The organism is Thalassotalea hakodatensis, from assembly GCF_030295995.1.
In the GTDB taxonomy this organism is placed as follows: domain Bacteria; phylum Pseudomonadota; class Gammaproteobacteria; order Enterobacterales; family Alteromonadaceae; genus Thalassotalea_C; species Thalassotalea_C hakodatensis.
The window spans coordinates 1497312-1521149 of record NZ_AP027365.1; the positions used below are offsets into that span (position 1 = coordinate 1497312).

The following is a 23838-nucleotide window of genomic DNA, read 5'->3' on the forward strand; positions in this document are numbered from 1 at the left end:
TAGACATTTAAACAAATACTATGAATCAATACAGTTCAGCACTTTTTCAACCTGATATGTTCTTCGATTAATGAATATTTGCTTTATGTGCTTTCGCAACCAAATTAACCCTTTATCGGCACTTTGTCGCTTATGCCATAACATGGAAATAGAAGTATGAGGAATATCTACTGGCGGGTGGGTAATTGCAAGCTCATCGTTAGCTAAATATTTATAAATAAGATCAGTAGGTAAAATTGCAATCAGATCACTTTCTTTAATAATCGGGACAGCGGAAGAAAAGTTATTGACCGTAAAAGCGACCCGTCGAGTTAACCCTAATTGCTGTAAAGCTTGGTCTGTAGGACTAGCAATATCACCAGATAATGAAACTAATAAATGCTCTGCCTTGGAAAATTCCTCAACAGTTAGGCGATGCTTGGTCAAAGGGTGGTCTTTACGCATGACACAGACATAACTAGTATCAAATAAGTGATCTGAACAGATGTTTTCTAATGAGCGGTTGCTTTGTCCAATCACAAGATCAACATCAGCACCATCCAATATTGGTTTGGTACAAGCTATGGTATATGGGACCGCATGTAAGTTTAGTCCTGGGGCTTCTTTCTCGAATAATTTGCGCATATCTAACCAAAGTGCATCAAGGGCAATATCAGGTAAAGCAACTCTAAATGTTCGCTTAGCACTTCTGGCTTCAAATTCTTCAGGTTCTATCGCTTGATTGATATTATTCAGAGAATCTCGCACTTTTTCCCAAAGGTTGTTTGCAAAAGTTGTAGGCTGTATTTTTCGTCCATCAGGAACGAACAATTCATCTTTCCATAATATGCGCATTCTGGCCACGGCATTTGAAACAGCGGGTTGAGTCATTGATAATCGCTCAGCCGCCTGTGTCATTGATTTTTCGGTCATTATTACATCAAAAATAACCAATAATTTTAATTCATGGGGCCGCATAATTAACGTCCTTAATTGTTGCTTTAATTCATCATATAATTTTATGTATTGGTTGTCATTTTAATCTATTCATCATATTTTGAAATGAATATGATGTCGTTTTAAAATTATATTTTACCTTTATGCTCTCTTAATATGAATGGAATAGTAGAACACAGATAACCAGGATAAAGATGAAAACAGCACTCGCATTAATAAGTTACGTACTTGGTTTAACAGCCACACTAGATAATAATTCTGGTTATTGATAATGAAAAAAATAATTCAGTTTATTGCTATTGTTTGTTGGTTCAGTGCTGCAGATGCTCACAACCACGACAGGAACAAGGGTTTCGATATCAAGGTTACTGATCTTGGGTATGGAATTTTTGAACTAAGAACAGACCGTTCAGGTAACGTGGCAGTGTTAATTGGTAAAGACGGCGTTTTCATGGTTGACACACAGATGGAACATTTAGTTGAACTTATTGATGGTGCTCAGAAAAAACTATCTGATAACCGCGATGTTGATCTTATCATTAATACACACTTTCACCGAGACCATGTCAGAGGTAATGCGTACTTCAAGAAACGAGGAGCAATAATTATGGCTCATCCTAATGTACGTAGATACCTTGAAAATCCAAGGGCAATTAAAGCGTTAGGCCGTAAGGCTCCCTCATTTACGCCGCAATATTACCCAAAAACTGACGTCACAGAAGGTACATCACTCAACATGAATGGCCAAAGCATTGAGCTTCATCACACGCCCAATGCGCACACAAACAGTGATCTGTTTGTCGTGTTTAAAGAGGGCAATGTAATACATGGCGGAGATCTTGTTTTTAATAGACGTTTCCCATTTATCGATATAGACAATGGTGGTTCGGTAGCAGGTTACATTGCAGGTATTAAAAAAATAATTGAAGTTGCTGACGAAGACACAAAAATTATCGCAGGGCACGGGCCTGTAGCGACGATAAGTGATTTAGAAGAAAGTATCACGATGTTGAACGAAACCCACAATATTGTTAAAGCATTTATTAACAAAGGGTTATCCTTGGAAGCAATTAAGGCACTAAACCCCTTAAAGAGTTATACAGAAAATTGGAATTGGGCATTTATCACTACCGAACGAATGCTGACTACACATTACTACGATATAACGGGGCAGCTCGAGTAGTCATTGATGAAGGTGAAAGGTCTATTCATATGTACCTTTTAGCTAAAACAAGTTTAAGTGGATTGGAATAAATTGATGAAATTAATACATAAAGTAAAAAGGTACCTATGCGCAACTCTTACATTAATTGCTGTTAATGGCTTTGCAGCGCAAGATATTCTTTTAGCGGATGATGGCAAGGCAGGGGATGCTTTTGGTTATGGTGTTGCTATCGATGGTAACACTGCACTCGTAGGGGCATTAAAAGCTGATATTGATGGTGTAATAGATGCTGGAGCAGCTTATGTTTATGTATGGGCTGACAATGGCTGGCAAAAGCAAGCAAAACTCGTTGCTAAGCCGGCCTTCGCTGACGATACACTTGGTGGTAAAGTGGTATTGAAAAATAATATTGCAATGTTAGGTGTGATGCGAAGGGATGATAAAGGGAAAGATTCGGGGGCTGTTGTCTCTTTTGAACGTAAATTGAACATTTGGAAGCAGAATCGTATTTTCACTGCACCTGATGCAAAACCGGGCGATGCTTTTGGTCAGAGTATTGCACTCACCGACAACTATCTTGTCATTGGCGCACCACGTAACGACGCATTGGGCATCGACTCAGGAGCCGCTTATATTTACAAACGAGAAAAGGAAATATGGCACTATCAAGCAAAAATAACGGCCAGTGATGGTGTAACGGGAGATTTATTTGGCATAAGTGTTGCCATTGATGGTAATACCATTCTTGTTGGTGCTGATTTAAATGATGAAAAAGCGGAAAATGCAGGGGCAGTTTACGTTTATGTTCTAGAGGAAAATAAATGGCAACAGGAAGCTAAACTTATGGCCTCTGATAGTGGTAAGACTGATATTTTTGGTGTCAGGGTTGCGCTGTCGGAAAATACCGCATTAATTTCCGCAAGACGAGACGACATTAAAGAGTTAGGTAAAGATGTTGGCTCAGCGTATATTTTTGTGCGAGAGGGCAGCACTTGGACACAACAAGTGAAGTTGACTTCACCCGATGGGCAAGCTGACGATAGGTTTGGACGAGGGGTGGCGTTGAGCGGCGATACTGCAATCATAAGTGCAATGAACCATGACGCTAATGGTAAAGATACTGGAGCGCTGTATCTATACAAAAAAAGTATTGGTGGTTGGCGTTATACATCTAAGTTTGTAGCCAAGAAAAGTATGCCTGATGATAAATTTGGTTGGAGTATAGGATTATCTAATGATATCGCTATTGTTGGCACTCCAAATTACGATGCTTTAGGTCAAGAGTCTGGAGCTGTATTCATCCAAAGCTTGAATTGTACTAGCAAACTTTAGCCTTTCCTGAGCGATGTTAAGCGTGAATCAATAAAGCACTCGGTTGATTGAAATATAAGATTGTTACTTTCTCTAAGTAGCTATTGGCTACTCTGTTTTATTTTTAAACTCATATAAATCTTCAATATGAATCGACACTAATAGTTTTAGCAAGATAGAACTCATATTTTAAATATATGAAAAACACCAAACAAAAGGATTCTATTTCTAGCAATATTAAATTTTTTACGAGCACTACAGTACCTATTAAAAGATAGTCAGTATACAAATAGAAGCTCTTTGATAATTTGGTCTTGCTCTTTTGTTGGCGTTTATTCTTCTATGCTTCTCTCTGGTATTATTTTTGACTGAATTCGATTCACTGATACTTGGTCGTATTTACCTTTAAATTCATGTATTGCTGATGCTTTTTTAATTAAGTGACGCATAGTTTTTAAGTCTTCACTATCTATAAAGTTATACTTATAAACCTGTCTTAAAGTTCCTAAGACATCCCCTAAATAAAATGAATTATACGGTAAGATCTCGATATAAGAATTAACAGCATCAATCACAAAACAAAAAACATGCTGTTGTGAGCGAAAGCACTGTCAGTGCTCTCTAATAATGAGCCAAGCGTTATTCTGTCTTATCTTTAAACTCACACAAATCTTCTATAATGCAAGAGCCGCATTTGGGTTTATGGGTAAGGCAGGTGTAACGTCCATACAATAAAGTTAATGGTGGACGTCTACTTTGAATTCAGCAGGTACTACTTTTAGAAGCTTTTTCTCTACTAGAACAACGTTTTTACCCATGGCCAATTTAGTGCGGTTTGATACTCTAAAAATATGGGTGTATACCGCGATGGTAGGTCAACCAAAAGATAATGAAAATAGGCTTTACATCATTACGTTAACTCGTTTATCAGTCACGAAACATCAATTTTCCTACTCATCTAGGTTTTGGTTTAGCTCATTAAATAATTGTGTCCTTGTTTCTAGTTTTTCAAATTGACTTCACGTTCACTTCACAAGCTTTTCGGTAAAGTGCCATTACAGTCAAATTGACATTAATCGCTTAAAGAATTAGGACAAAAATGAAGACTAAAAAAATATTTAATATCGTTCTGGTAATAACCGTAATACTGTTGATTAGCGGAGTGAGTTGGTACACTGTGTTCGGCTTGAAGGCATACAAAGTAAATGTTCAAGAGTTAGAAGAGTTATATAGTTATCAAAAGCAAGCCGTTAATGTGAACCTTACAGCACTAGAAAAGGGGCAGTTTAATATCACGTTTAATAGTTTTGATGGCGAGCGGGTATACGGTCAACTCACTTATCCTGAAAATGCAGACCCTTCTCAGCCTATTCCTATTCTAATAGGCGTTCATGGCATGGGGCGTACTTATGTGCGTTGGGTAGAGGGTGAGTTTAAGGGCTCAGACACTCTGGAACAAACGGACGAATTAGCAAGTATGGCGCTTGCTCGAGGTTATGCCGTATTAGCCATCGACTCAAGGAATCACGGTAAACGTAAGAACTTGGATTACAACATAAAAGATGTAATGTATGATTTGTGGTTTTGGGGCAAGAAAGAACCGTACGAGAATATGATCATTGATTCCGTAAAAGATCATAGGGTTTTGCTGGACTGGGTTGTTAATCAGCCACAATTTGACTCAAATAACATTAGTGTGGCGGGTTACAGTATGGGGGGGCAAATAAGTTTAATATTGGCCTCATTAGATAAGCGAGTCAATAAAGTCTTATCAATTGTTCCTCCTGCGTCAAAAGATACGGTGGCGAGAGTATCACCTTTAAATTTTGTTACGCGACTAAGCACTGCAAAAGTTTGGTTAGTGACAGCTGATAATGATGAATATGCGAGTGTCGAGGATAACGCCATTTTATTTGATGCCCTCAATGTACCCAATAAGCACCATATCGAGATAGCCGGCGAACATATCTTGCCTGAAGGGTATTATAAAGAATTAAAAGGTTGGTATTAATGGTAGTAAGTTCGCAACTACGCGTATTGTTAGTTGAAGATAACATCGGCATAGCAAATAATATTGCTGACTATTTTACAATGCATGATGCAGTCATTGATTTTGCGTATAAAGGTAAGCACGGTTGCGAACTTGCTGCTTCTCAATACTACCACTGTATTATTTTAGATATTATGTTGCCCGACATTGAAGGGTTAGAAGTCTGTGAAAGGATAAGAGCAGCTTCGGATCGACATATTCCCATTATAATGCTGACCGCTAGAGATACGCTTGATGATAAGTTAGCTGGTTTTACTCATGGTGCAGACGACTACTTAACTAAACCGTTCGCGCTTGAAGAACTATATGTAAGGTGTCTCGCTTTATCTAACAGGTTAAATATACCGCAACAAGGGAAAGTGACTTCAATTGGGGATGGTGAAAAGAAACTAACGCTGGACTATCAACGCCAGCAAGTTAGCCGAAACAACCAATTGTTGTCGCTACCGCCTAAAGTCTTTTCGATTTTGCAGATCCTAATTGAATCTCACCCTAGACCGGTTTCAAAAAGTGAATTAATTGATAGAGTCTGGGGAGATAATGGCACTGACTCTGATTCGTTACGCTCACATATTTATCAGCTAAGAAAATCGGTAGATAAGCCTTTTAGCACCGATGTCGTTAAAACCATTCACAGTGTTGGTTTCGCCTTAGATATATAAAAATTACAGTTGGATTAAATGAAAACGAAACAGTTAAGAAATCGCATTGTTTTTTATTTTGTCTCTATTGTGGTGCTGTTGAGTTTGTTATTTTCTTCAATCACCGTGATGTTTAGCTATGTTGTGGAAGATAATTTCTTTTATCAAATATTAAATGAACAAAAACAGCTAGTTAAAGAGCAAATTGAATTGGCGCTACCCCCGCAGTCAAATGTAAGCTTTATTCAATATTATGAAGATCGCATCGCACTGCCACTTGCTATTCAAACAGCCTTAGAAAGAGAGCCTCGGCGTAAAGAATTTAGTGATGATAGTGGTAAACACTTTCACATTGCTTATGTTGATGAGTCTAATTTATATCAACACATTTTGTTAGCGGATGTAAGTGATCAGCTTGTTGTAAACAAACTAATGGGTACTATTTTTGGCTTTTCATCAGGGCTTTTATTATTTGGCATAGTGTTAGCGTTACTTTTGTCTTATGGGACAGTAAAGTTAGCTAAAAAACTGCTTCAACCACTCGATGGATTGATGGATATTATTGATAATAGTCCAGTTACTCAGCTACCAACCAATTTTGCTAGCCAATTTAAAAACAATGAAGTCGGCCGCTTTGCCAAAGTTTTACAGGAAGCGCTAACACGGATCAAGTCACTCATAAACCGAGAGCAACAGTTTACTCGTGATGTATCACATGAACTCCGAACTCCTTTAACTATTAGTCAAGGTGCTTTAACACTCTTAACTAAAACTCAACTCACTCCAGAGCAACAAAAATTTGTTCATCGAATAGATGATGGAAACAAACAAATGCAAAAAACCATCGAAGCACTTTTAGCGTTAGCTCGTGAAAAAGAGACTAAAATTAAAGAGAAGAACCTAAAAGCACTGATTGAAAGTTGTGTGCTTGATAACCTAGAGGTGCTTACAGGTATCGATTTGTGTATAAAAATTGATAGCAATGTTTACATAGAAATGGGAGAAGATGAATTTAAGCTAATTCTACAAAACTTACTCTATAACGCAGTCGAACACGGTAAGTGTAACCAAATCAAATTATCCTTCCATGATGGTAGCTTAAGTGTTATCGATAACGGTAAAGGCTTTTCTTCGGGGGTTGCTATATCAGAGGCGTTTGAGACAGGGGTTCGTGGTTCTTCGAGCAACGGATGTGGGATTGGTCTGTCGTTAGTTAAACGTTTGTGTGAAAAATATGGTGTTAAGGTAAAGATAGAGCAAATGGAAAACGGTGTAGCTGTTGAACTGTGCTTTCACTCTCAGTAGCATTGTATAATACCTAATGAGCTTTAAGCGAAAACCAACCAAGTGCAAAAGTTAAACACTTGGACGATCTTGATATTTAGATTGTATTGACCATTTGGATATCGCACTAGTGAATCAACTATTCCGTCTTATCCTTAAACTCACACAAGTCTTCAATGATACACGAACCACAGCGTGGCTTGCGGGCAACACAAGTATAACGACCATGCAGTATAAGCCAGTGATGTACATAGACTTTAAATTCGGCTGGTACCACTTTTAGAAGCTTTTGTTCTACTAGAATAACGTTTTTGCCCATCACGAGTTTGGTGCGATTTGAGACTCTAAATATGTGCGTGTCTACCGTTATGGTCGGCTAGCCAAAGGGTAATCAAAGTAGATATAAATGGACTTCTGAAAGTAGCAATAATAGCCGTTTGGTTTAAATCATAAGTTACTTTTAATGGGAAGCTATATTACCATCGCGGCTAAAGAAACTAATGGTTATGTTTCCCAATAGGGTGTGTCACCAAACTGCTCTGAAAAGTAATCAATAAAGGCCCTTACTTTGGGTGCTAACAGTCTTGAACTTGGGTAAATAGCCCAAATTGCCGTATTTGAAACCAGCGGATAGTCTTTTAATATTTGGACTAACTCACCACTTTTAATCTTTTGGTAAGCACTCCACCTAGAATTGATGGTAATACCTAAGCCATTGGTGCAGGCATCACGCACAGCCTCTCCATTATCAGTGCGAAACTTTCCTTTGACCTTAATATTGAATTGACCTTTTTCTGTTTGAAAAGACCAATTTTCGAGACCCATTAGGGTAATACATTGATGAAAATTTAATTCGTCTGGGGACTTTGGTTCACCGTATTTTGCTAAATAATTTGGCGAAGCACACAATATTCGGTTATCCGGTGCTAGCTTTCGAGCAATTAAACTTGAGTCTTTCAGTGCTGAGTTACGAATGGCAATATCAAAGCCGCCTTCAACTAAGTCGATAATAGTATCTGAAAGTTTCAAATCAATGGTTAAATCGGGATAACGCACGAAAAAGTCATTCAATGCGGGTAATAAATGCATCCGCCCAAAAGATGCAGGTGCAGCAACACGTAAAGTTCCAATTGGAGAAATGCTGCCTGCCCCTACCGATGCGCGAGCCGCACCAACACTAGCCACTACATCTTCTGCATGCGGTAGAAAGGCTTTTCCTTCCTCGGTTAATGATACTTTTCGGGTAGTTCGGTGAATTAGCCTAACACCCAGTCCATCTTCTAGTTTATTAATATGTGCACTCGCAACGGCAGGAGATAAACCTAACTCATGTCCAGCCATACTAATGTTATGAGTTGCAGCAATTCTAATAAACAGCTTTAGATGGTCAATATTCATTATTATCAATTAAAACTAAAAAGTGATTCCTTATTGTGCTCTATTATCAATATGTTTTCTAGTGGATATACTTTCTCCATCAACTACTAGGGATAAATTAGAATGAACACATCAATGAAAGCAATGATAGTAAACAGTTTTGGTAGCGAGAATGTATTTGAAGCTAGCAAAATTACTAAACCTCAAGTAAAAGCTGGGCATGTTTTAATAAAAGTTGCAGCAACAAGCGTTAATACAGTAGATACCATGATCAGAGCAATGGGTGATGACTTACCAATTGCACCAGCATTACCTGCTGTTTTAGGGATGGACTTTGCTGGTACTGTAGAAGAAGTCGGTGAAGGTGTAACTGATTACAAAATTGGTGATGAAGTTTATGGTTGCGCAGGTGGCTTGGCTGACCTTCAAGGAACATTGGCTGAGTACATGGTCGCTGATGCAAAATTGATTGCCCTTAAACCCCAAAATTTATCGATGCGAGAAGCCGCTGCATTGCCATTAGTCGCTATTACCGCTTATGAAGGTTTAATGAGGGCAGGTATTAGTGAAGGGCAGAAGGTATTGGTACATGGAGGCTCAGGCGGTGTTGGTCACGTTGCCCTACAACTTGCCAGATATTTTGGTGCAGAAGTTTATTCTACAGGTGGTGGTGATAATCAGCTTGCATTAATTGAGAAGCTTGGCGCTTATCCTATTAATTATAAAACGGAAACAGTCGCAGACTATGTTGCCAAATATACAGAGGGTGCGGGATTTGATGTTGTTTTTGACTCTGTAGGAGGAGAAAACATGGCTAATTCATTTGAAGCAGCGGCGCTAAATGGTCAAGTTGCTTCAACAGTAGCTATGGTAAACATGGATTTGTCATTGGCCCATTTTAAAGGATTATCATTACATGTCGTCTTTATGTTAATACCCATGCTGCATAATATTAAACGAGAAGAACATGGGAAAATTTTAAATGAATTATCGCAGATTGTTGAAGCAGGTGAATTAACCCCCGTTTTAGATAATGAAATGTTCTCATTAGAACAAACGGGTAAAGCACATGAGCGTTTAGCCAGCGGCAAAGCCTTAGGGAAAGTGGTGATCAGCATTTAATGCGATTAGTTATTTTTGAAGTACTTGCCTTTAGCTTTTAAGCACAGATTAATATGGGAAAGATTATGAAATTTTCAATTAAGACGTCAACTCTTTCGATAGCAGCAATATTAATATCTTTTAATACGTTTGCTTCAGACATAAATTCAAAAGTAGTTTCTGCGGACGATATTACTTGGGGCTACTTAAATCCATTGAGAGGCGAACTTAGCCCCGGTGCTGCCAATCTTTGGGGCGATCGAACTAAAGATACCGCTACTGGTATGTTAGTTCGCTTCAAAAAAGGTTTTGAATCGCCTCCTCACATTCACAACATTACTTATCGTGGTGTAGTAATTGATGGCTTAATGCATAATGATGATCCAAGTGCCGAGAAAATGTTGCTGCCTTCAGGCTCTTTCTGGACACAACCTGCTGGCGAAGATCATATCACCGCGGCTAATGGAGAGAGTAATTTAATTTATTTAGAAATAGATTCAGGCCCGTACCTTGTTCAACCATCAGCTGAAAAATTCGATAATGGCGAGCGTCCTTTAAACCTGCATCGCGACAACATCGTTTGGCTAAATAATCATGACCTACATGACATCAAAGCAAAAGGGGTGAAGTCTAGTTTTCTTTGGGATAGAAATTCGACAATAGGGGGCTCGATGGTTAAATTACCCGTAGGCTATGACGGCACTATTTATAGCCAAGCTAGTGAGTTCAGGATGGTAGTAATTTCAGGCGAAATTAAATATCGATCTAATCAAAAAAGTGATGTAAAAAATTTAGCTGCAGGCAGTTATATTGAGTCAACAGGTGATTTTAGCCACAACATTACTAACCCGACTGACCAAGAAGTCACCATATACATTCGAACAAATGCGAAGTATCAAGTAATGTAAAAAAGCAACGTCGTATATTATGTAGCGACAATTCAGTTTAAGTCGCTACATAATATACGTCTTGTTGAAATTACCTATCAATAAAATAACAAAATCCACAGTCATTTAAGTATAAGGTTATTCCGTTTTCTCTTTAAACTCACACAAATCTTCTATAATGCAAGAGCCGCATTTGGGTTTACGTGCAACACAGGTATAGCGGCCGTGAAGAATTAACCAGTGATGCACATCGACTTTAAATTCTTTCGGTACCACTTTTAGAAGCTTTTGCTCTACTAGATCAACGTTTTTACCCATGGCCAATTTAGTGCGGTTTGATACTCTAAAAATATGGGTGTCTACCGCTATGGTAGGCCAACCAAAAGTTAAGGAAGGTAGATATTCTGGCTGATTCAATTTTTCAGTCTACTTTTAGCTGTGATTTCAGTCGGATGACAAAGTGCCAGACGCGGTAGCTGCACGAAGTCTAGTTTTTCAACATGTTTTTAAATTTATCAAGGTACTGTTTGTGTTTATTTTGATGCCATTGGCTCATAGATTTAGATTTTTCAAACGCAATCGACTGAACATCAATTGCTTGTTTTACGTCTCCTTGATCAGCAAGAGCTTTAGCTAAAGAGGCTTGCGCATATGCTGAGTCGGGGTAAAGTTCAGTTACCTTAGTATATATCTCAAGAGCTTCACTTGGATTTTGAGTCACTTTCGATTTAGCAAGAGACTTTAATGAGCCTTCTGCCGATATTTCAAAACCATATTTATGTTTTGACAGCTTGTCGTAGTATGCAATTATCGCATCAACACCACGTTGTGATATCTCTGAATCAGCAGCTAAATCGTGATGGATATCGTCAAATAAGGCTTCAATACCATTTAGAAGGGTAACTAAAGGGCGAGACATATAATAATGCTGCTCATCATTGTCGCTTGACCAGTCTAGCTTTCCAGCGGGTAACTTTTGTAATTCTTGTTCGAATTGTTTGTATGATGCTACATGTACTTTTTCGTAATTATGGCCACCTATGGTCATGTATAAAAACTTCAAATCATCGTATTTGGTTTGTAACTTTTTAGCCGCATCAGACACCACATTGGCAAAGTTATTAGCTAACGTTGGACTGGCGATAAAATACGCATCAAACATCTCAGGTTTATTTAATAACGTGTATAAACCTAATGCCCCGTTACTCATAAAGCCGCTATATATCTTGTAGCCATTGGTTCTATATTTCAGATCAATCTCTTTTAAAATACCATCTTGTAAGACATCTAAAATAGTTTGATCATTAGGGTCTTCGACTAAGTTATTAAAAGTAGCAGCAAACTCAGAATGATAATCTGCAGGGTTAACAATAATAGTTTTTAACCAAGGCCATTCGCCATTATGACTAAGCCAATCTTGCATGCCTGAAAGGTAAGTCTGGCTTCTAGGGTGTAAGTCAAACAGCACAAAGTATTTTTTGTCTGTGTCAGTATGATAATTCTGCGGTAGCGTAATATTGTACTTAACTGATTTAGTAAACCCTTTAGGTAAAATCTCTATGGTTTCAACAGGGTTTAATGACTCGATCTCCACCGCAAAACTTAAACTTGATAGACACAGTAACAAACTGCTTAATATATACTTCATCTCTCTTTCCTTATTCTTTTACGCTTAACAACTCAGTCTGATACTTCTGGTAAAAGCTCATTCATTAATGATGGTAGTCATTATATTAAAAAAACTAAGTGACTTTGCACTGGGGCAAGGCCACTCGTGCATTATTTTTAATTCATAAAAGTGATGGAGTAATTAACAGAGCTAATCTTCCAACCTTCTAATGTTTTTACCATCTGCCAGCTTTCGCTGCCCCAATGCTTCTTAATATTGTCTTTGTAAAATTCATAATCAAAGTAAACATTCGCAATGTTTCCATCAGAAACTATCTTAATGTTACTGAATTTTTCTCTCGAATTAACTTTCTCAGAAACGATCCTGTCAATCATCTCGTTGGGGAAAACTCGCCAAGTTCGAGTTGCTACAAAGTTTTTATTATCTTCTCTATTTATTTTTTCTACGGCAGCGCGACGGGCAACCATACTTTTTTCAGACACAACACCGAACATTGGTGCAGAGGTGTCTATAAACAGATTTAAAAAACGCTCTTTATCTTTGGTTTCAATGGATTGTTCAAAGGCATGGATCACTGACTTTATTGATTGGTGCTTTTCTTCAGCGGCAAAGCTATTACCTGTATTTATTAAAATTAATGACAGAAAAAGTATAAACTTCATAGTATTCCTTAGTGGTTTAATAACGTTGATACACTTGTACTATCTAATCGTTAATTTAAGCTACTAAAGGATTCTATAATTTTCTAAAGTTGTTGTTTTTATTGATTAAAACTGTTTTCTTTTATTTTTGTAAAATAGTTTAACTGTGATTCTAATTCACGATTTTTAGCTATGGTTATAGCTTGATTAATGGCAAAATTAAACTTTTCTTTTTGGTTTTGCATCTTGGCAAGCTTCGCCAAATTAGCCCAAGATTGAGCTTCTCCGACAGGGCAGTGCAGCACTTTGTGATATAGCTTCTCTTCGTTATATAGCTCTTCTGCTAGCGCATAGTCAGTATCATTAATAGCGATGTTGGCTTGGACATTTTTAATGTGCGCCATAAGTAACCAATCATTATTGTTTGTTGCATATACTAGAGCTTGCTTTGCTACTTTTGTTGCTTGGTTATCTTTGTAAGTAACATATAAGGAGAGCGCTTTTAAGTAGAGTAGGTGGGTATATTCACTTTTATCGTGTAGCTGTTGCGCGATAGGTAATATCTTTTCGATATACTCAATCGCTTTTTCAAATAGTTTTAACCTTAATAAATTCCCAGCCAATATGCGTTGAGCGGTTAGGTTTTCAGGATTGCTGAGCACAATACTTTCTAACAGTTGATTAGCTAATTGGTAGTCACCTTCGAGACGCTTTTCAATTGCTCTACCAAGTAGCTCATTGTTAAAATCAGCTTGGTAAGTATTGGCTAATGGTAAAACTTTATTGCCCATTTTCTCAGCGATTAACAAACTGAATTCATCAATTAATGTTTGTATTTTTCGGTTTAGGAGTATTCCTTTATTGAGGTGGTTGCGGTAATAAAAAGCGTAACTTAGTTGATAGTCGTGTGGAACTCCAATGAGCTTGGAATACACGATAAGCTCTGCACCCGACACCTTGAATATTTGTTGAATATGCTTTGCTTTTATATCTTTTAAAGGGGAATTGGCTCTTTTTAATACTTCCAATACATAATCGGTTGATAAAACTTCACTGTGCTGAGAATTAGGTAAACGTTGGATGACTTGATCCATCATTCCTAACCTAACCCAGTTGTGGTCGTTGCCTTCGATTTGATTTTGTATTGGAAGAATTACAATTGAACCACTCATTTTTTTCTGAGTATACAGTGCTTCATTTGAGGTATTATAAGGAGTGAAGGTTCTATAAAATGTAAATACAATTGTTATTAATGAGCACAAGAAAAAAATTGTTTTTTTGGTAGGTAATAGCGACTTACTAATTGCTTTTTTAACGACTACGTCAGGTAACCAAACGTAACCTTGCTTTGGTATAGTTTTGATCACTTCTGAACCTGAAAATAGCTGTCTTATTTCATTTATTGATTGAAAAACAACTTGTTCACTAACTATAGTGTCTGCCCATACGGTTTCCAGCAATAGCTGTTTACTGATAGGCTTTCCTGAGCTTTTGACTAATAAAAGTAATAACTGGCAGGTCTTAGGGCGAATATTGAGCTTTGTTCCTGCACTATCTTTTACCGTTAAGTCATGTTCACTTAATTGGTAGTTTAAGGTTTGATAAATCAATATAGGCTCTAAGGAAAAGGGGGATTTAGTCAACTAACTTTAAATGTAACATGGAGTTTATAGCGCTCCAACTGATAACTTAATGTCATCAATAACATTTTTAATTTCATACTATTTTTATCAATTTACGTTGCAAAGCAACGATTAATTATTCAGTCTTTTCTTTAAACTCACACAAGTCTTCAATCAAACACGCACTACACTTTGGCTTACGCGCCGTGCAAACGTAACGTCCGTGTAAGATAAGCCAGTGGTGCACATCGAGTTTGAACTCTTTAGGTACGACTTTAAGGAGCTTTTGTTCGACATCGTCGACGGTTTTGCCCATAGCGAGCTTAGTGCGGTTTGAAACACGAAAAATATGCGTGTCTACAGCTATTGTCGGCCAGCCAAAGGGTAATGAAGATAGATGGTAAAAGCCAATGACAGGTCAGATCGAGAAGCGGTTATTGAATAATCTAGCTAAAACGCTTATCGTTAAACGCAACACAATTTCAAGGAATAGAAATGTCTAAGGTAATCTTACTTATCATTTTATTATGTATATTTGCTCCTGCCAGTGATGCTAAAAATGTTTTAAGTAATCAACCCATACAACTTGATACCAGAGATAAATTTAATTCCACTTCTATTTATGCAGAGGTAGCAGGAAAAGAATTTGTCATTTTTGAAAGCATCAGCGACTTTAATTTCAGTTCAATTGCTTTAAATATCGTTGAGATATCTCATTTAGCAGATGGAAGCTCTACTCCACCTATAGTCAAAGAATTGTCAGTCAATAATAAATACAACAGTTTAGCTGGTGTCGTTACCTCAAACAAAGACACATGGATTTATTATGTAAGTGCCAATAGCTATCATGATAAAGCTAACTTAATGAAAGGGCGTTTAACTAAAGATGGGTATTTATCCGATATAAGTAAAGTAAATTTGGATTTTAATATTAAAGGTGGCAGTGGCTTTAGAGTACAGTATTTTAATAATCAGTTCATAGCTGCATATAGACAAGCTAAGTGTTGTAACCTTGGGTTTGCAAAAAGCATTAACGGGGATAATTTTAAGCAAATTGATTCCGTAAATTTTACTGGTGCAATGCCTCAAGTCGAATACTTTTCGAATGGCAATATACTATATTCATATCAAAGAGCTTTTCCTACTGATGAGCTAAAGCAAAATGGAAAACCAATTTATACGATAAAGTCTAGATATAGAATATCTAAAGATAATGGAGAGTCATGGGAAGACGAGCACGTTGCATCTGACTCTGTTTTTGAAATACATGATGCCTTTCCTTATCAACGAGTAGATGGAGGAATCGACTTATATTACAGCCATGGACTAAATCGCAATAAAAACCAGTTATCACTTTGGAGAAGGTGTATAAACGAAAACGGTAAGTTAGGGGCTGAAGAATTAGTAATCGGTAAAAAACTCGGCAACATTGCAAAACCAAATGTTTATCGTGGCAAAAACAATGCGTTATATGTTTTATTCATCGAACAAGGAAAGAATATCAAAAATGGTGCAATACAATACTTTGCTTCATTAGAAAATGAAGCTCGTTGTATTTAATTAGAATGGTCACTGATTGTTATCGTATCGTAGCAGACTAAAAACTATTCAGTTTTATCTTTAAACTCACACAAATCTTCTATAATGCAAGAGCCGCATTTAGGCTTACGGGCAACACAAGTATAACGACCGTGAAGAATAAGCCAGTGATGCACGTCTATTTTGAATTCAGCAGGTACTACTTTTAAAAGTTTTTGCTCTACTAGATCAACGGTTTTGCCCATAGCGAGCTTAGTGCGGTTTGAAACACGAAAAATATGCGTGTCTACAGCTATTGTCGGCCAGCCAAAATATAACAATGGTAGATGTACTAATACATTACCCAAAGCATAAGTCGTTTACATTTCAGTATATTAACGCTAATTGTTTATGGAGAACTAGTCACCCCAATATCATCTAACATGATCGATACATCATGTTTGGGCGTGAAAATTATATTCAGCGCCAAATTGTCTTCTTCATTTATTTTCTTATTAAATTGAATCGGTAAAGTAATAGTCTGCATGGTTGGCTCTGTTGGTGCAAATTTCACATCACTATTTTCTAATTCTGAAAAGTCTGAAATTAATAATGGTGAAATGCTAGCTTGCGGACTGAGTTGTTTATTGAGTACGACACCCATGTTGTTAACTATCTCTATTCTTGTATCAGTCAACAAATTATACGAGCTACAGTTTTGGTTTTCTCCTGCATCAACTCTAGCGATTGCAAGGCTTAGAAAGCGCTTTTCTTTTTTATTAGTTAAAAATTCAGTATTTGGTAACTTAAAGGACAAGCGTGTTTCAGTTTGACTCTTTAGGTCAATTTTTAAAACCTTATTGGGTGTGTTCGTTCCTCCTCTTAAACGCTCAGAAACAATGTTGAAAGGGTGAGTCGTTAATGTTTTATCAGTTAGCACTTTAAAGGTGTCACCTTCTTGAGGTGAACCTTGAAAGTCTCTTAAAACTTTAAAGTCAGATGACATATAGCGAGTGACATAAATATCTTTAGGAAGATCATACTCATTAATCACAGGATGGCTAAGCGTGCGTCTATACTCTTTTTTACCAGCCAATGTGGCTTCTAAAAAAGCAGATACAAATACCTTTGTTATCTGTTCCTGTTGCTGAGGTGACAATAGTTTAGCGTAGAAGTTTTTACTTCGTCCCCAGTGAAAATCGTCAGACATATTTTGGTTAAAGTTTATGTGGTTAGCCCGATAAATATAGATAGACTGTTTAAGATAGTCCTTGCCATCATCAAAGTGAGCTCGTTGCCATTGTTGGTTGCCAAGAAACTGATAAACATCAGCGTCATGACCGCCTTGTAAAATAAGGTAATTGACATTTTTAAGAGTATTTCTACCTTCAGCATGTTGATATTGTCCATCCATAGGGGCTAACGCCACTACAGATTTAATATTAAAGCCAAACTCTGTGGGTTCATTACTATTTGGTATGGTTTTTAGTTGATTGAATGAGGCTGCTAAAGCAACAGCTTCACCGCCTCTAGACATGCCTATTAAAGCAATATTAGCAAAATTTATTTTGTTAAAAAAAGTGTGGCCTTGCTCTGCATTCCATTTTCTAAGTAACTTGAGGTGTTCAAGCAATATCCAGCCACGTGCACCATTTTCACCCCTAAGTCCGTTTAAATATGTTTGATCTACTTGCACTACAATATGGCCGCGACTGGCAAGTAATTCGCCTAGATAATTAAATCCTGGAGCAGAATTACCGTGGACTAAAAGCACCAAAGGTAGCGGCTGAGTTCCCTGAGGAAGCCAAACCTTAGCGTTCAAGGGTAAATTGCTACTGCTAAACCTATGGTAGGCATCGTACTTATATTCTTGGTTTCGTGAATAGTCTGAAAGAAAATCAGGTAAGTTGATATTTGGAGAAATTATATCGGGTTTTGAAATAGCAATAAAAAAAGGTTGCTCACCATAGTGAATAATATTGTATTTATAATCGCCCTGTTCAGCTGGATTAGGTAATCCCATAGATGGATTATTGGGTTGACTATATTTATCAATAACACAATTTAAAATATCTGAAGCTGAGGTCGTAAATGAGGTAGTCACTAAAATCAGAATAGTAAACAAGTGTGAAAAATTTCTTAGCACCTAAATTGTCCTTAATATTAAAAATTAGCTCGCTGTTGAAACAACAAATCGATGCAGCACTTGGCAGCTTATATCATAGTAATGAGACATGAGACGCAAAATTATTTAATAAGGTTTAAATTAATGGTTTAACGAATGTTTGTGAGGTTAACTTAAAAAAACACACTTACTTCACTTTTATGAAAAGTAGCTTAAAAGTTAGTCTGTTTTGTCCTTAAACTCACACAAATCCTCAATAATACAACTTCCGCATTTAGGCTTACGGGCAACACAAGTATAACGACCGTGAAGAATAAGCCAGTGATGCACGTCTACTTTGAATTCAGCAGGTACTACTTTTAAAAGTTTTTGCTCTACTAGATCAACGTTTTTGCCCATGGCTAATTTAGTGCGGTTGCTTACACGGAATATATGAGTGTCAACGGCTATGGTGGGCCAGCCAAAGGCTGTGTTTAACACAACATTAGCCGTTTTTCTGCCTACACCAGGTAGTGCTTCTAACGCAGCACGATTTTCAGGTACTTGTCCACCATGAAGTTCAACTAGCATACGACAGGTTTTCATGGTGTTTTCTGCTTTAGTATTAAATAAACCGATAGTCTTGATATAAGACTTTAAACCGTCTATTCCTAAATCTAGTATCGCTTGTGGAGTATTAGCAACAGGGTATAACTTTGCGGTGGCCTTATTTACGCCAACATCTGTTGCTTGTGCGGAAAGAAGTACCGCAATCAATAACTCAAACGGTGTGGTAAAGTTCAGCTCAGTTGTTGGCTGTGGGTTATCATCGCGAAGACGTGTAAGTATTTCTAAACGTTTTTCTTTATTCATTTTTATAATAATGTGGCTATGTCGTTAAATTAGCTATCGAAATTCACGCGAACACGTTCAATATGTTCTTCTTGTACTTTGGGTTGTTTTTCTGCAATTTTGGTGTCTATTATATTTTTTGCAGCAATTAAAAAGCCCATTGCGATGAATGCTCCAGGAGGTAGTATGGCGAGCAAAAACTGATTGTCTAGCGCGAAAATTTCAATGCGTAAATTACTCGCCCAATTGCCAAGTAGTAAGTCAGCACCGTCAAACAGTGTCCCTTGACCAAGTACTTCTCTAACAGCGCCAAGTGCTAACAATACAAAAAGAAAGCCCATACCCATCATAAAACCATCAAATGTAGCCTGTTTTACTGGATTTTTTGATGCATATGCTTCTGCACGACCAATAATAGCGCAATTGGTAACAATTAACGGCAGGAATATGCCTAATGATTCATAGAGCGAAAAAGCAAAGGCATTCATCAGTAATTGTACGCAGGTTACAAATGCTGCAATGATCAAGACAAAAATAGGGATTCGTATTTCTTTAGGTACCCATTTTTGAATTAATGATACGGTTGCATTAGAGCACATTAAAACAAATAGCGTTGCTAAGCCTAACCCAAGCGCATTCACAACCGTTGAAGTAACCGCAAGTAGTGGACAAAGCCCTAGTAGTTGCACCAACCCTGGGTTGTTTTTCCAAAGGCCTTGCCATGTTAACTCTTTGTATTCTTGTGGAATATTCATTAGTTTTCCTGACATGATTTTTGTTGGTCAAAAATAGTGTCTTTATGTTTCTTAAAGTAAATAATAGCGCGTTTGCTGGCATTAACAATGGCTCTTGGCGTAATAGTCGCACCAGTAAACTGATCAAATGTACCACCGTCTTTTTTTACGGCCCATTGAGGGTCATCTTCACTTTCTAGAGATCTGCCGTTAAAACTTAAAACCCAGTTGCTTTTTCGTTTTTCTATTTTATCACCTAGCCCTGGCGTTTCTTGATGAGATAATGTGCGAAGGCCTGTTATAGTGCCTTCAATATTTATACCTACTAATAAGGTGATATTACCATTATAACCATCAGGGGCGGTGATAGTCATTGCGATCGCTGAAGGTTGTTCGTTGTAATAACCTAAATAGGTTTTTTGAGGTGTTTCGCCTATTGATTCATCATTTAATAAAATGCATGACTCACTCATATTGTTAGTGTGCGAGCTTGGATCAACAACTTCCGCTAGGCTTTTGATCAAATTTTGTTGTTGTTGCCGAGCGATAGTATCTTTTGTTAAAAAGTCGACAAATGCTACAAGGGCGGTACAAGCGATAGCAAATATGGCAAGTAATTTAGCATTTTTTTCAATTGCTTTTCTCATCATGAATTCCTATTTATGCCCATATGTTCTTGGTCGCGTATATTGGTCTATCAGTGGTGCTGCCATATTACAAAGTAATACTGAAAACGCGACAGCATCAGGATAACCGCCAAATTTTCGTATAACGAATACGAGGAACCCTGCAAGCACGGCAAATATTATTCTTCCTTTTGTGCTGGTGGCACCTGATACTGGATCGGTTAGAATGAAGAAAGCGCCTAACATGGTTGCACCATTTAACCAGTGGAACATAGTAGAGGCGTTGGTGTCTGGGCTTAATAAAAATGCGATAAAAGTACAAAGAAATAAAGTGAATAAAAAGCTAACGGGTGTGATCCAAGAAATAGCACGTTTAGCGATAAGTAGTAAACCACCAGCAAGAAAAGCTGCGTTGATCCACTGCCAGCCAACGCCAAAGTGTTCGCCAATCACAGGTGCTTGCAAACCTTCTTCAACCGTTTTCCCCAACGTAATACTGGTTTTTAATGTGTCTAGTGGCGTTGCCATGGTAAAGCCATCTACATGCATTTGAAGTTGTTCAATCGAATAGCCTTGTTGGGTGTAATTCGTAAAAATAACTGACACGGTATTATAAAAGTCGAGTTCTAAAGCCATTAAAGATAAAGGCGGTTGCCATGATGTCATTTGTACGGGAAAAGAGATAAGCAACATGACATACGCGGCCATGGCGGGGTTAAATACGTTATGTCCTAATCCACCATAGAGTTGTTTTACTATGGCGATAGCAAACAAACTACCTAAAACTGAAATCCACCAGGGTGCTAATGCTGGCAGACTTATTCCCAGTAAAATCGCAGTGAGAATCGCGCTACCATCAAAAAGTTGGCTGCGAATATTTTTTTCTCTTAACGATAAAATAAAAAACTCACTAACCAACGCAGTGGTAATGGCAATTGAGATATGAATTATATTTCCCCAGCCGAAGAAGTACCATTGAGCAAATATGCCCGGTATTGTTGCATAGATAACCAAGCGCATTAGCGCAGAGGTTTTGCTTTGCTGATGATCATGGGGTGAACTTGCGATCCAATAAGCCATTCTTATTTAGCCTTGCTGTTCTTTTGTTGTTTTTTTGCTTTAGCTTTTGCAACGGCAGCCGCTATACGTGCTTTTTTATCGTTATCTGTTTCAGCTGAAACAGAAGTTTGCTCCGTTGTATCTACTGATTCTGATTTTTGAGTATTGTCTTTACTATTACTATCTAGCGCATCAACTTTACTAGCATGCGTATTGTTTTGCGCTTTTTTTGCTTTGGCTTTGGCTTTGGCTACCGCAGCGGCTATACGCGTTTTTTTATCATTTTCAGCTTGATTTGACGTTGATGATTGTTCTGTTGTGTCGACCGATTCTGTTTTTTGCGTGTTGTCTTTACTATGGCCCTCAGGCTCATCACCTTTAGTATGAGCACTAGTTTGTGCTTTTTTTGCTTTCGCTTTAGCAACGGCAGCGGCTATCCGTGCTTTTTTATCATTTTCTGGTTGAGTTGAGGACGTGGGTTGTTCTGTTGTTTCTTCTGTTTGTTTGTTTTCGGGCCTAATACTATCAGACGTTTTTATATCAGTACTATTTGTACTGTTTTGCATTTTTTTTGCTTTCGCTTTAGCTACGGCAGCTGCAACCCGTGAACTTTTATTCTCACCCGCGTTAGGTGCTTGTTCCGTCGTGTTTTGTTTTGCAGCTTTTTTAGCTTTAGCGCGTGCAATAGCTGCTGCTACAGGTGATTTTTCATTATCACTTGTTTCACTTTGTTCGTTGTTTGATGCGCTTTGTTGTTTTTTTGCTTGAACACGAGCTAGGGCAGCTGCAACCGCTGATTTTTCTTTGTTTGCTTCTTTTGTGCCGGAATTCATTCTTGCTTTACGAGCTTCTGCAGCTTTTTTGTGTTTTTCTTCGCGAATTCTTTTATCTCTTTCAAGCCTAGCCTTACGAGCTTCAAACCGTTGTTTTGCCTTTTCGGCTTTAATATCAAGTAACTTTTGCTCTCTAATTTCCGCTTTTGCGACACGATAATAATGAACCAGTGGGATATAGCTTGGACAGACATAAGCGCAAGCGCCACATTCAATACAATCAAACAGGTTTAATTTATTGAGTTGGTCGTAATCTTGGGCTTTGGCACTCCACTGTAGCTCCTGAGGTAATAGTTGTGCCGGACAAGCGTCAGCACATTGTCCACAGCGAATACACTCAACCTCAATATTATCATCAGGAATTTCTTTTTCGCTTGGGGCTAGCAGACAGTTTGTTGTTTTTACAACGGGGATCTCATCACTCGCTAAGCTAAACCCCATCATTGGCCCACCCATAATGATGTGTTTTTTAGCTTGTTCAGGGTAGCCACACTGTTTAAGTAAAAACGAAACGGGTGTGCCTAATAGTGCCCACACATTTTGTGGTTTTGAAAGTGCTTGACCACTAACAGTAATAACACGTTTTATCAGTGGGGTATCGGAAATAACCGCTTCAGCAATAGCAAAACATGTTGCAATATTTTGCATGACAATACCTAATGCGCTTGGTAATACACCTGAAGCAACTTCTTGACCTGTAAGTGCTTGAATAAGTTGTTTTTCGCCGCCCATAGGATATTGTGTTGGCAATACACACACTTTTATTTTATCGATATCTTGAGTTTGACGACGCAACGCTTCTATTGCTAAAGGTTTATTGTCTTCAATACCAATTAAAATAAAAGCAGGCTCAAGTATTTTATCAAGAATGTTAATGCCATCTAAAATAGTACCGGCGTTTTCTCTTACTAATAAATCATCTGCTGTAATGTATGGCTCACATTCGGCTGCATTAATAATAAGGTAATTTATTTGTGCTTGAGTATTTACCTTCACATGCGTTGGAAAACCTGCTCCACCCATGCCTGAAATACCTGCATCAGCGATTTTTTCAATTAATGTATCTTTTGATAATTCATGAAAGTTTTTAGTGATGTGGCGATCTCGCCATTTATCTTCACCGTCAGGAACAAGGGTGACACATAGCTCACTCAGTCCTGATGGATGAGCGATAACGTGAAGATTGATGTTGGTTATTTTGCCACTGGTAGGCGCATGAACGGGCACCATAAGTGGCGCAGAAGCTTTTGTTAATGCTTGGCCTTTTAATACAGTATCACCTACAGCGACTAATAAGTCGCCGGGTTCACCAATATGTTGTTGAACAGGAATAACTAGCTTTTCGGGCAAAGGCAAGCTTCTGATTGGTTTCTCATTGGTTAAGAACTTCATTTCTGGTGGGTGAATGCCACCATGAAACTGCCAAAATTGGCCGCGTTCTATACGTTCAATTACAGATTCCAAATC

Annotated in this window: 19 protein-coding genes and 5 pseudogenes; 8 read left to right on the plus strand and 16 right to left on the minus strand. The window is 37.8% G+C overall.

Annotated features, from left to right (window positions below):
* Positions 1–18 precede the first annotated feature (18 nt).
* Entirely contained in the window at positions 19–957 is a 939-nt protein-coding gene (locus QUE72_RS06560; RefSeq protein WP_074498458.1) for a LysR family transcriptional regulator, read from the minus strand.
* Positions 958–1207: 250 nt separating this feature from the next.
* On the opposite strand from QUE72_RS06560, the gene QUE72_RS06565 reads away from it, so the two are divergent.
* Together QUE72_RS06565 and QUE72_RS06570 are read left to right on the plus strand one after the other, a co-directional pair.
* Entirely contained in the window at positions 1208–2119 is a 912-nt protein-coding gene (locus QUE72_RS06565) for an MBL fold metallo-hydrolase (RefSeq protein ID WP_286272309.1), read from the plus strand.
* Positions 2120–2194: 75 nt separating this feature from the next.
* A complete protein-coding gene (locus QUE72_RS06570; protein WP_286272310.1) occupies positions 2195–3433 on the plus strand; it encodes an FG-GAP repeat protein in 1239 nt (412 codons plus the stop codon).
* Positions 3434–4051: 618 nt separating this feature from the next.
* Here QUE72_RS06570 and QUE72_RS06575 read toward each other — a convergent pair.
* Positions 4052–4287, minus strand: a pseudogene (locus QUE72_RS06575) (endonuclease III); the annotation flags it as partial.
* A 224-nt stretch (positions 4288–4511) separates the two neighbouring features.
* On the opposite strand from QUE72_RS06575, the gene QUE72_RS06580 reads away from it, so the two are divergent.
* Genes QUE72_RS06580 through QUE72_RS06590 form a run of 3 tightly spaced genes read left to right on the plus strand, consistent with a single transcriptional unit; the run spans position 4512 to position 7408 of the window.
* Complete coding sequence (locus QUE72_RS06580) at positions 4512–5423, plus strand: alpha/beta hydrolase family protein (protein ID WP_074498455.1); 912 nt, start codon at positions 4512–4514, stop codon at positions 5421–5423.
* Complete coding sequence (locus tag QUE72_RS06585; RefSeq protein ID WP_286272311.1) at positions 5423–6124, plus strand: response regulator transcription factor; 702 nt, start codon at positions 5423–5425, stop codon at positions 6122–6124. The genes QUE72_RS06580 and QUE72_RS06585 overlap by 1 nt, the downstream gene beginning before the upstream one ends.
* 18 nt (positions 6125–6142) lie before the next feature.
* Positions 6143–7408, plus strand: coding sequence for a sensor histidine kinase (locus QUE72_RS06590; protein ID WP_286272313.1), 1266 nt, complete (start codon positions 6143–6145; stop codon positions 7406–7408).
* A gap of 118 nt (positions 7409–7526) precedes the next feature.
* On the opposite strand, the pseudogene QUE72_RS06595 reads toward QUE72_RS06590, so the two are convergent.
* Positions 7527–7763, minus strand: a pseudogene (locus tag QUE72_RS06595) (endonuclease III); the annotation flags it as partial.
* Between the two features lie 128 nt (positions 7764–7891).
* Positions 7892–8785 (minus strand): LysR family transcriptional regulator, encoded by an 894-nt coding sequence (locus QUE72_RS06600; RefSeq protein ID WP_286272315.1) that lies wholly within the window; start codon positions 8783–8785, stop codon positions 7892–7894.
* A gap of 114 nt (positions 8786–8899) precedes the next feature.
* Between QUE72_RS06600 and QUE72_RS06605 the strand changes: the two genes are divergently transcribed.
* On the plus strand, positions 8900–9886 hold the full coding sequence (locus tag QUE72_RS06605; RefSeq protein WP_286272951.1) for a zinc-dependent alcohol dehydrogenase family protein: 987 nt from the start codon (positions 8900–8902) through the stop codon (positions 9884–9886).
* Positions 9887–9951: 65 nt separating this feature from the next.
* Complete coding sequence (locus QUE72_RS06610; protein ID WP_139302592.1) at positions 9952–10773, plus strand: DUF4437 domain-containing protein; 822 nt, start codon at positions 9952–9954, stop codon at positions 10771–10773.
* A 117-nt stretch (positions 10774–10890) separates the two neighbouring features.
* On the opposite strand, the pseudogene QUE72_RS06615 reads toward QUE72_RS06610, so the two are convergent.
* From QUE72_RS06615 to QUE72_RS06635, 5 genes and pseudogenes are all read right to left on the minus strand, one after another.
* Positions 10891–11136 (minus strand): annotated as a pseudogene (locus QUE72_RS06615) (endonuclease III); the annotation flags it as partial.
* 103 nt (positions 11137–11239) lie between these two features.
* Complete coding sequence (locus QUE72_RS06620) at positions 11240–12400, minus strand: esterase (protein WP_286272317.1); 1161 nt, start codon at positions 12398–12400, stop codon at positions 11240–11242.
* A gap of 137 nt (positions 12401–12537) precedes the next feature.
* Positions 12538–13044 (minus strand): hypothetical protein, encoded by a 507-nt coding sequence (locus tag QUE72_RS06625; protein WP_286272318.1) that lies wholly within the window; start codon positions 13042–13044, stop codon positions 12538–12540.
* A 98-nt stretch (positions 13045–13142) separates the two neighbouring features.
* Positions 13143–14633, minus strand: coding sequence for a winged helix-turn-helix domain-containing protein (locus QUE72_RS06630; RefSeq protein WP_286272319.1), 1491 nt, complete (start codon positions 14631–14633; stop codon positions 13143–13145).
* Between the two features lie 148 nt (positions 14634–14781).
* Positions 14782–15027, minus strand: a pseudogene (locus tag QUE72_RS06635) (endonuclease III); the annotation flags it as partial.
* 113 nt (positions 15028–15140) lie between these two features.
* On the opposite strand from QUE72_RS06635, the gene QUE72_RS06640 reads away from it, so the two are divergent.
* The gene (locus QUE72_RS06640) at positions 15141–16205 is read left to right on the plus strand and encodes a hypothetical protein (protein WP_286272321.1); all 1065 of its coding nucleotides are present in this window, start codon (positions 15141–15143) and stop codon (positions 16203–16205) included.
* Positions 16206–16249: 44 nt separating this feature from the next.
* On the opposite strand, the pseudogene QUE72_RS06645 reads toward QUE72_RS06640, so the two are convergent.
* From QUE72_RS06645 to rsxC, 7 genes and pseudogenes are all read right to left on the minus strand, one after another.
* Positions 16250–16495 (minus strand): annotated as a pseudogene (locus tag QUE72_RS06645) (endonuclease III); the annotation flags it as partial.
* 77 nt (positions 16496–16572) lie between these two features.
* Positions 16573–18309, minus strand: coding sequence for an alpha/beta hydrolase family protein (locus QUE72_RS06650; protein ID WP_286272323.1), 1737 nt, complete (start codon positions 18307–18309; stop codon positions 16573–16575).
* Positions 18310–18507: 198 nt separating this feature from the next.
* Complete coding sequence (gene nth, locus QUE72_RS06655; protein WP_286272326.1) at positions 18508–19140, minus strand: endonuclease III; 633 nt, start codon at positions 19138–19140, stop codon at positions 18508–18510.
* A gap of 29 nt (positions 19141–19169) precedes the next feature.
* Positions 19170–19874, minus strand: a complete 705-nt coding sequence (locus QUE72_RS06660; RefSeq protein ID WP_083601983.1) for an electron transport complex subunit E — start codon at positions 19872–19874, stop codon at positions 19170–19172.
* The gene (rsxG, locus tag QUE72_RS06665; protein WP_074498448.1) at positions 19874–20500 is read right to left on the minus strand and encodes an electron transport complex subunit RsxG; all 627 of its coding nucleotides are present in this window, start codon (positions 20498–20500) and stop codon (positions 19874–19876) included. The genes QUE72_RS06660 and rsxG overlap by 1 nt, the downstream gene beginning before the upstream one ends.
* A 9-nt stretch (positions 20501–20509) precedes the next feature.
* A complete protein-coding gene (gene rsxD / locus QUE72_RS06670; protein WP_286272327.1) occupies positions 20510–21559 on the minus strand; it encodes an electron transport complex subunit RsxD in 1050 nt (349 codons plus the stop codon).
* Positions 21560–21561: 2 nt separating this feature from the next.
* A complete protein-coding gene (rsxC, locus tag QUE72_RS06675; protein ID WP_286272328.1) occupies positions 21562–23835 on the minus strand; it encodes an electron transport complex subunit RsxC in 2274 nt (757 codons plus the stop codon).
* Between the last annotated feature and the right edge of the window lie 3 nt (positions 23836–23838).

What these genes read in the sequence shown, in the direction of transcription:
- QUE72_RS06565 (WP_286272309.1), top strand. Translation starts at nt 1,208, where the DNA reads ATGAAAAAAATAATTCAGTTTATTGCTATTGTTTGTTGGTTCAGTGCT.
- QUE72_RS06570 (WP_286272310.1), top strand. Translation starts at nt 2,195, where the DNA reads ATGAAATTAATACATAAAGTAAAAAGGTACCTATGCGCAACTCTTACA.
- QUE72_RS06640 (WP_286272321.1), top strand. Translation starts at nt 15,141, where the DNA reads ATGTCTAAGGTAATCTTACTTATCATTTTATTATGTATATTTGCTCCT.
- QUE72_RS06600 (WP_286272315.1), bottom strand. Translation starts at nt 8,785, where the DNA reads ATGAATATTGACCATCTAAAGCTGTTTATTAGAATTGCTGCAACTCAT.
- QUE72_RS06605 (WP_286272951.1), top strand. Translation starts at nt 8,900, where the DNA reads ATGAAAGCAATGATAGTAAACAGTTTTGGTAGCGAGAATGTATTTGAA.
- QUE72_RS06580 (WP_074498455.1), top strand. Translation starts at nt 4,512, where the DNA reads ATGAAGACTAAAAAAATATTTAATATCGTTCTGGTAATAACCGTAATA.
- QUE72_RS06660 (WP_083601983.1), bottom strand. Translation starts at nt 19,874, where the DNA reads ATGAATATTCCACAAGAATACAAAGAGTTAACATGGCAAGGCCTTTGG.
- QUE72_RS06610 (WP_139302592.1), top strand. Translation starts at nt 9,952, where the DNA reads ATGAAATTTTCAATTAAGACGTCAACTCTTTCGATAGCAGCAATATTA.
- QUE72_RS06625 (WP_286272318.1), bottom strand. Translation starts at nt 13,044, where the DNA reads ATGAAGTTTATACTTTTTCTGTCATTAATTTTAATAAATACAGGTAAT.
- QUE72_RS06585 (WP_286272311.1), top strand. Translation starts at nt 5,423, where the DNA reads ATGGTAGTAAGTTCGCAACTACGCGTATTGTTAGTTGAAGATAACATC.
- QUE72_RS06590 (WP_286272313.1), top strand. Translation starts at nt 6,143, where the DNA reads ATGAAAACGAAACAGTTAAGAAATCGCATTGTTTTTTATTTTGTCTCT.
- nth (WP_286272326.1), bottom strand. Translation starts at nt 19,140, where the DNA reads ATGAATAAAGAAAAACGTTTAGAAATACTTACACGTCTTCGCGATGAT.
- rsxD (WP_286272327.1), bottom strand. Translation starts at nt 21,559, where the DNA reads ATGGCTTATTGGATCGCAAGTTCACCCCATGATCATCAGCAAAGCAAA.
- QUE72_RS06620 (WP_286272317.1), bottom strand. Translation starts at nt 12,400, where the DNA reads ATGAAGTATATATTAAGCAGTTTGTTACTGTGTCTATCAAGTTTAAGT.
- QUE72_RS06560 (WP_074498458.1), bottom strand. Translation starts at nt 957, where the DNA reads ATGCGGCCCCATGAATTAAAATTATTGGTTATTTTTGATGTAATAATG.
- rsxG (WP_074498448.1), bottom strand. Translation starts at nt 20,500, where the DNA reads ATGAGAAAAGCAATTGAAAAAAATGCTAAATTACTTGCCATATTTGCT.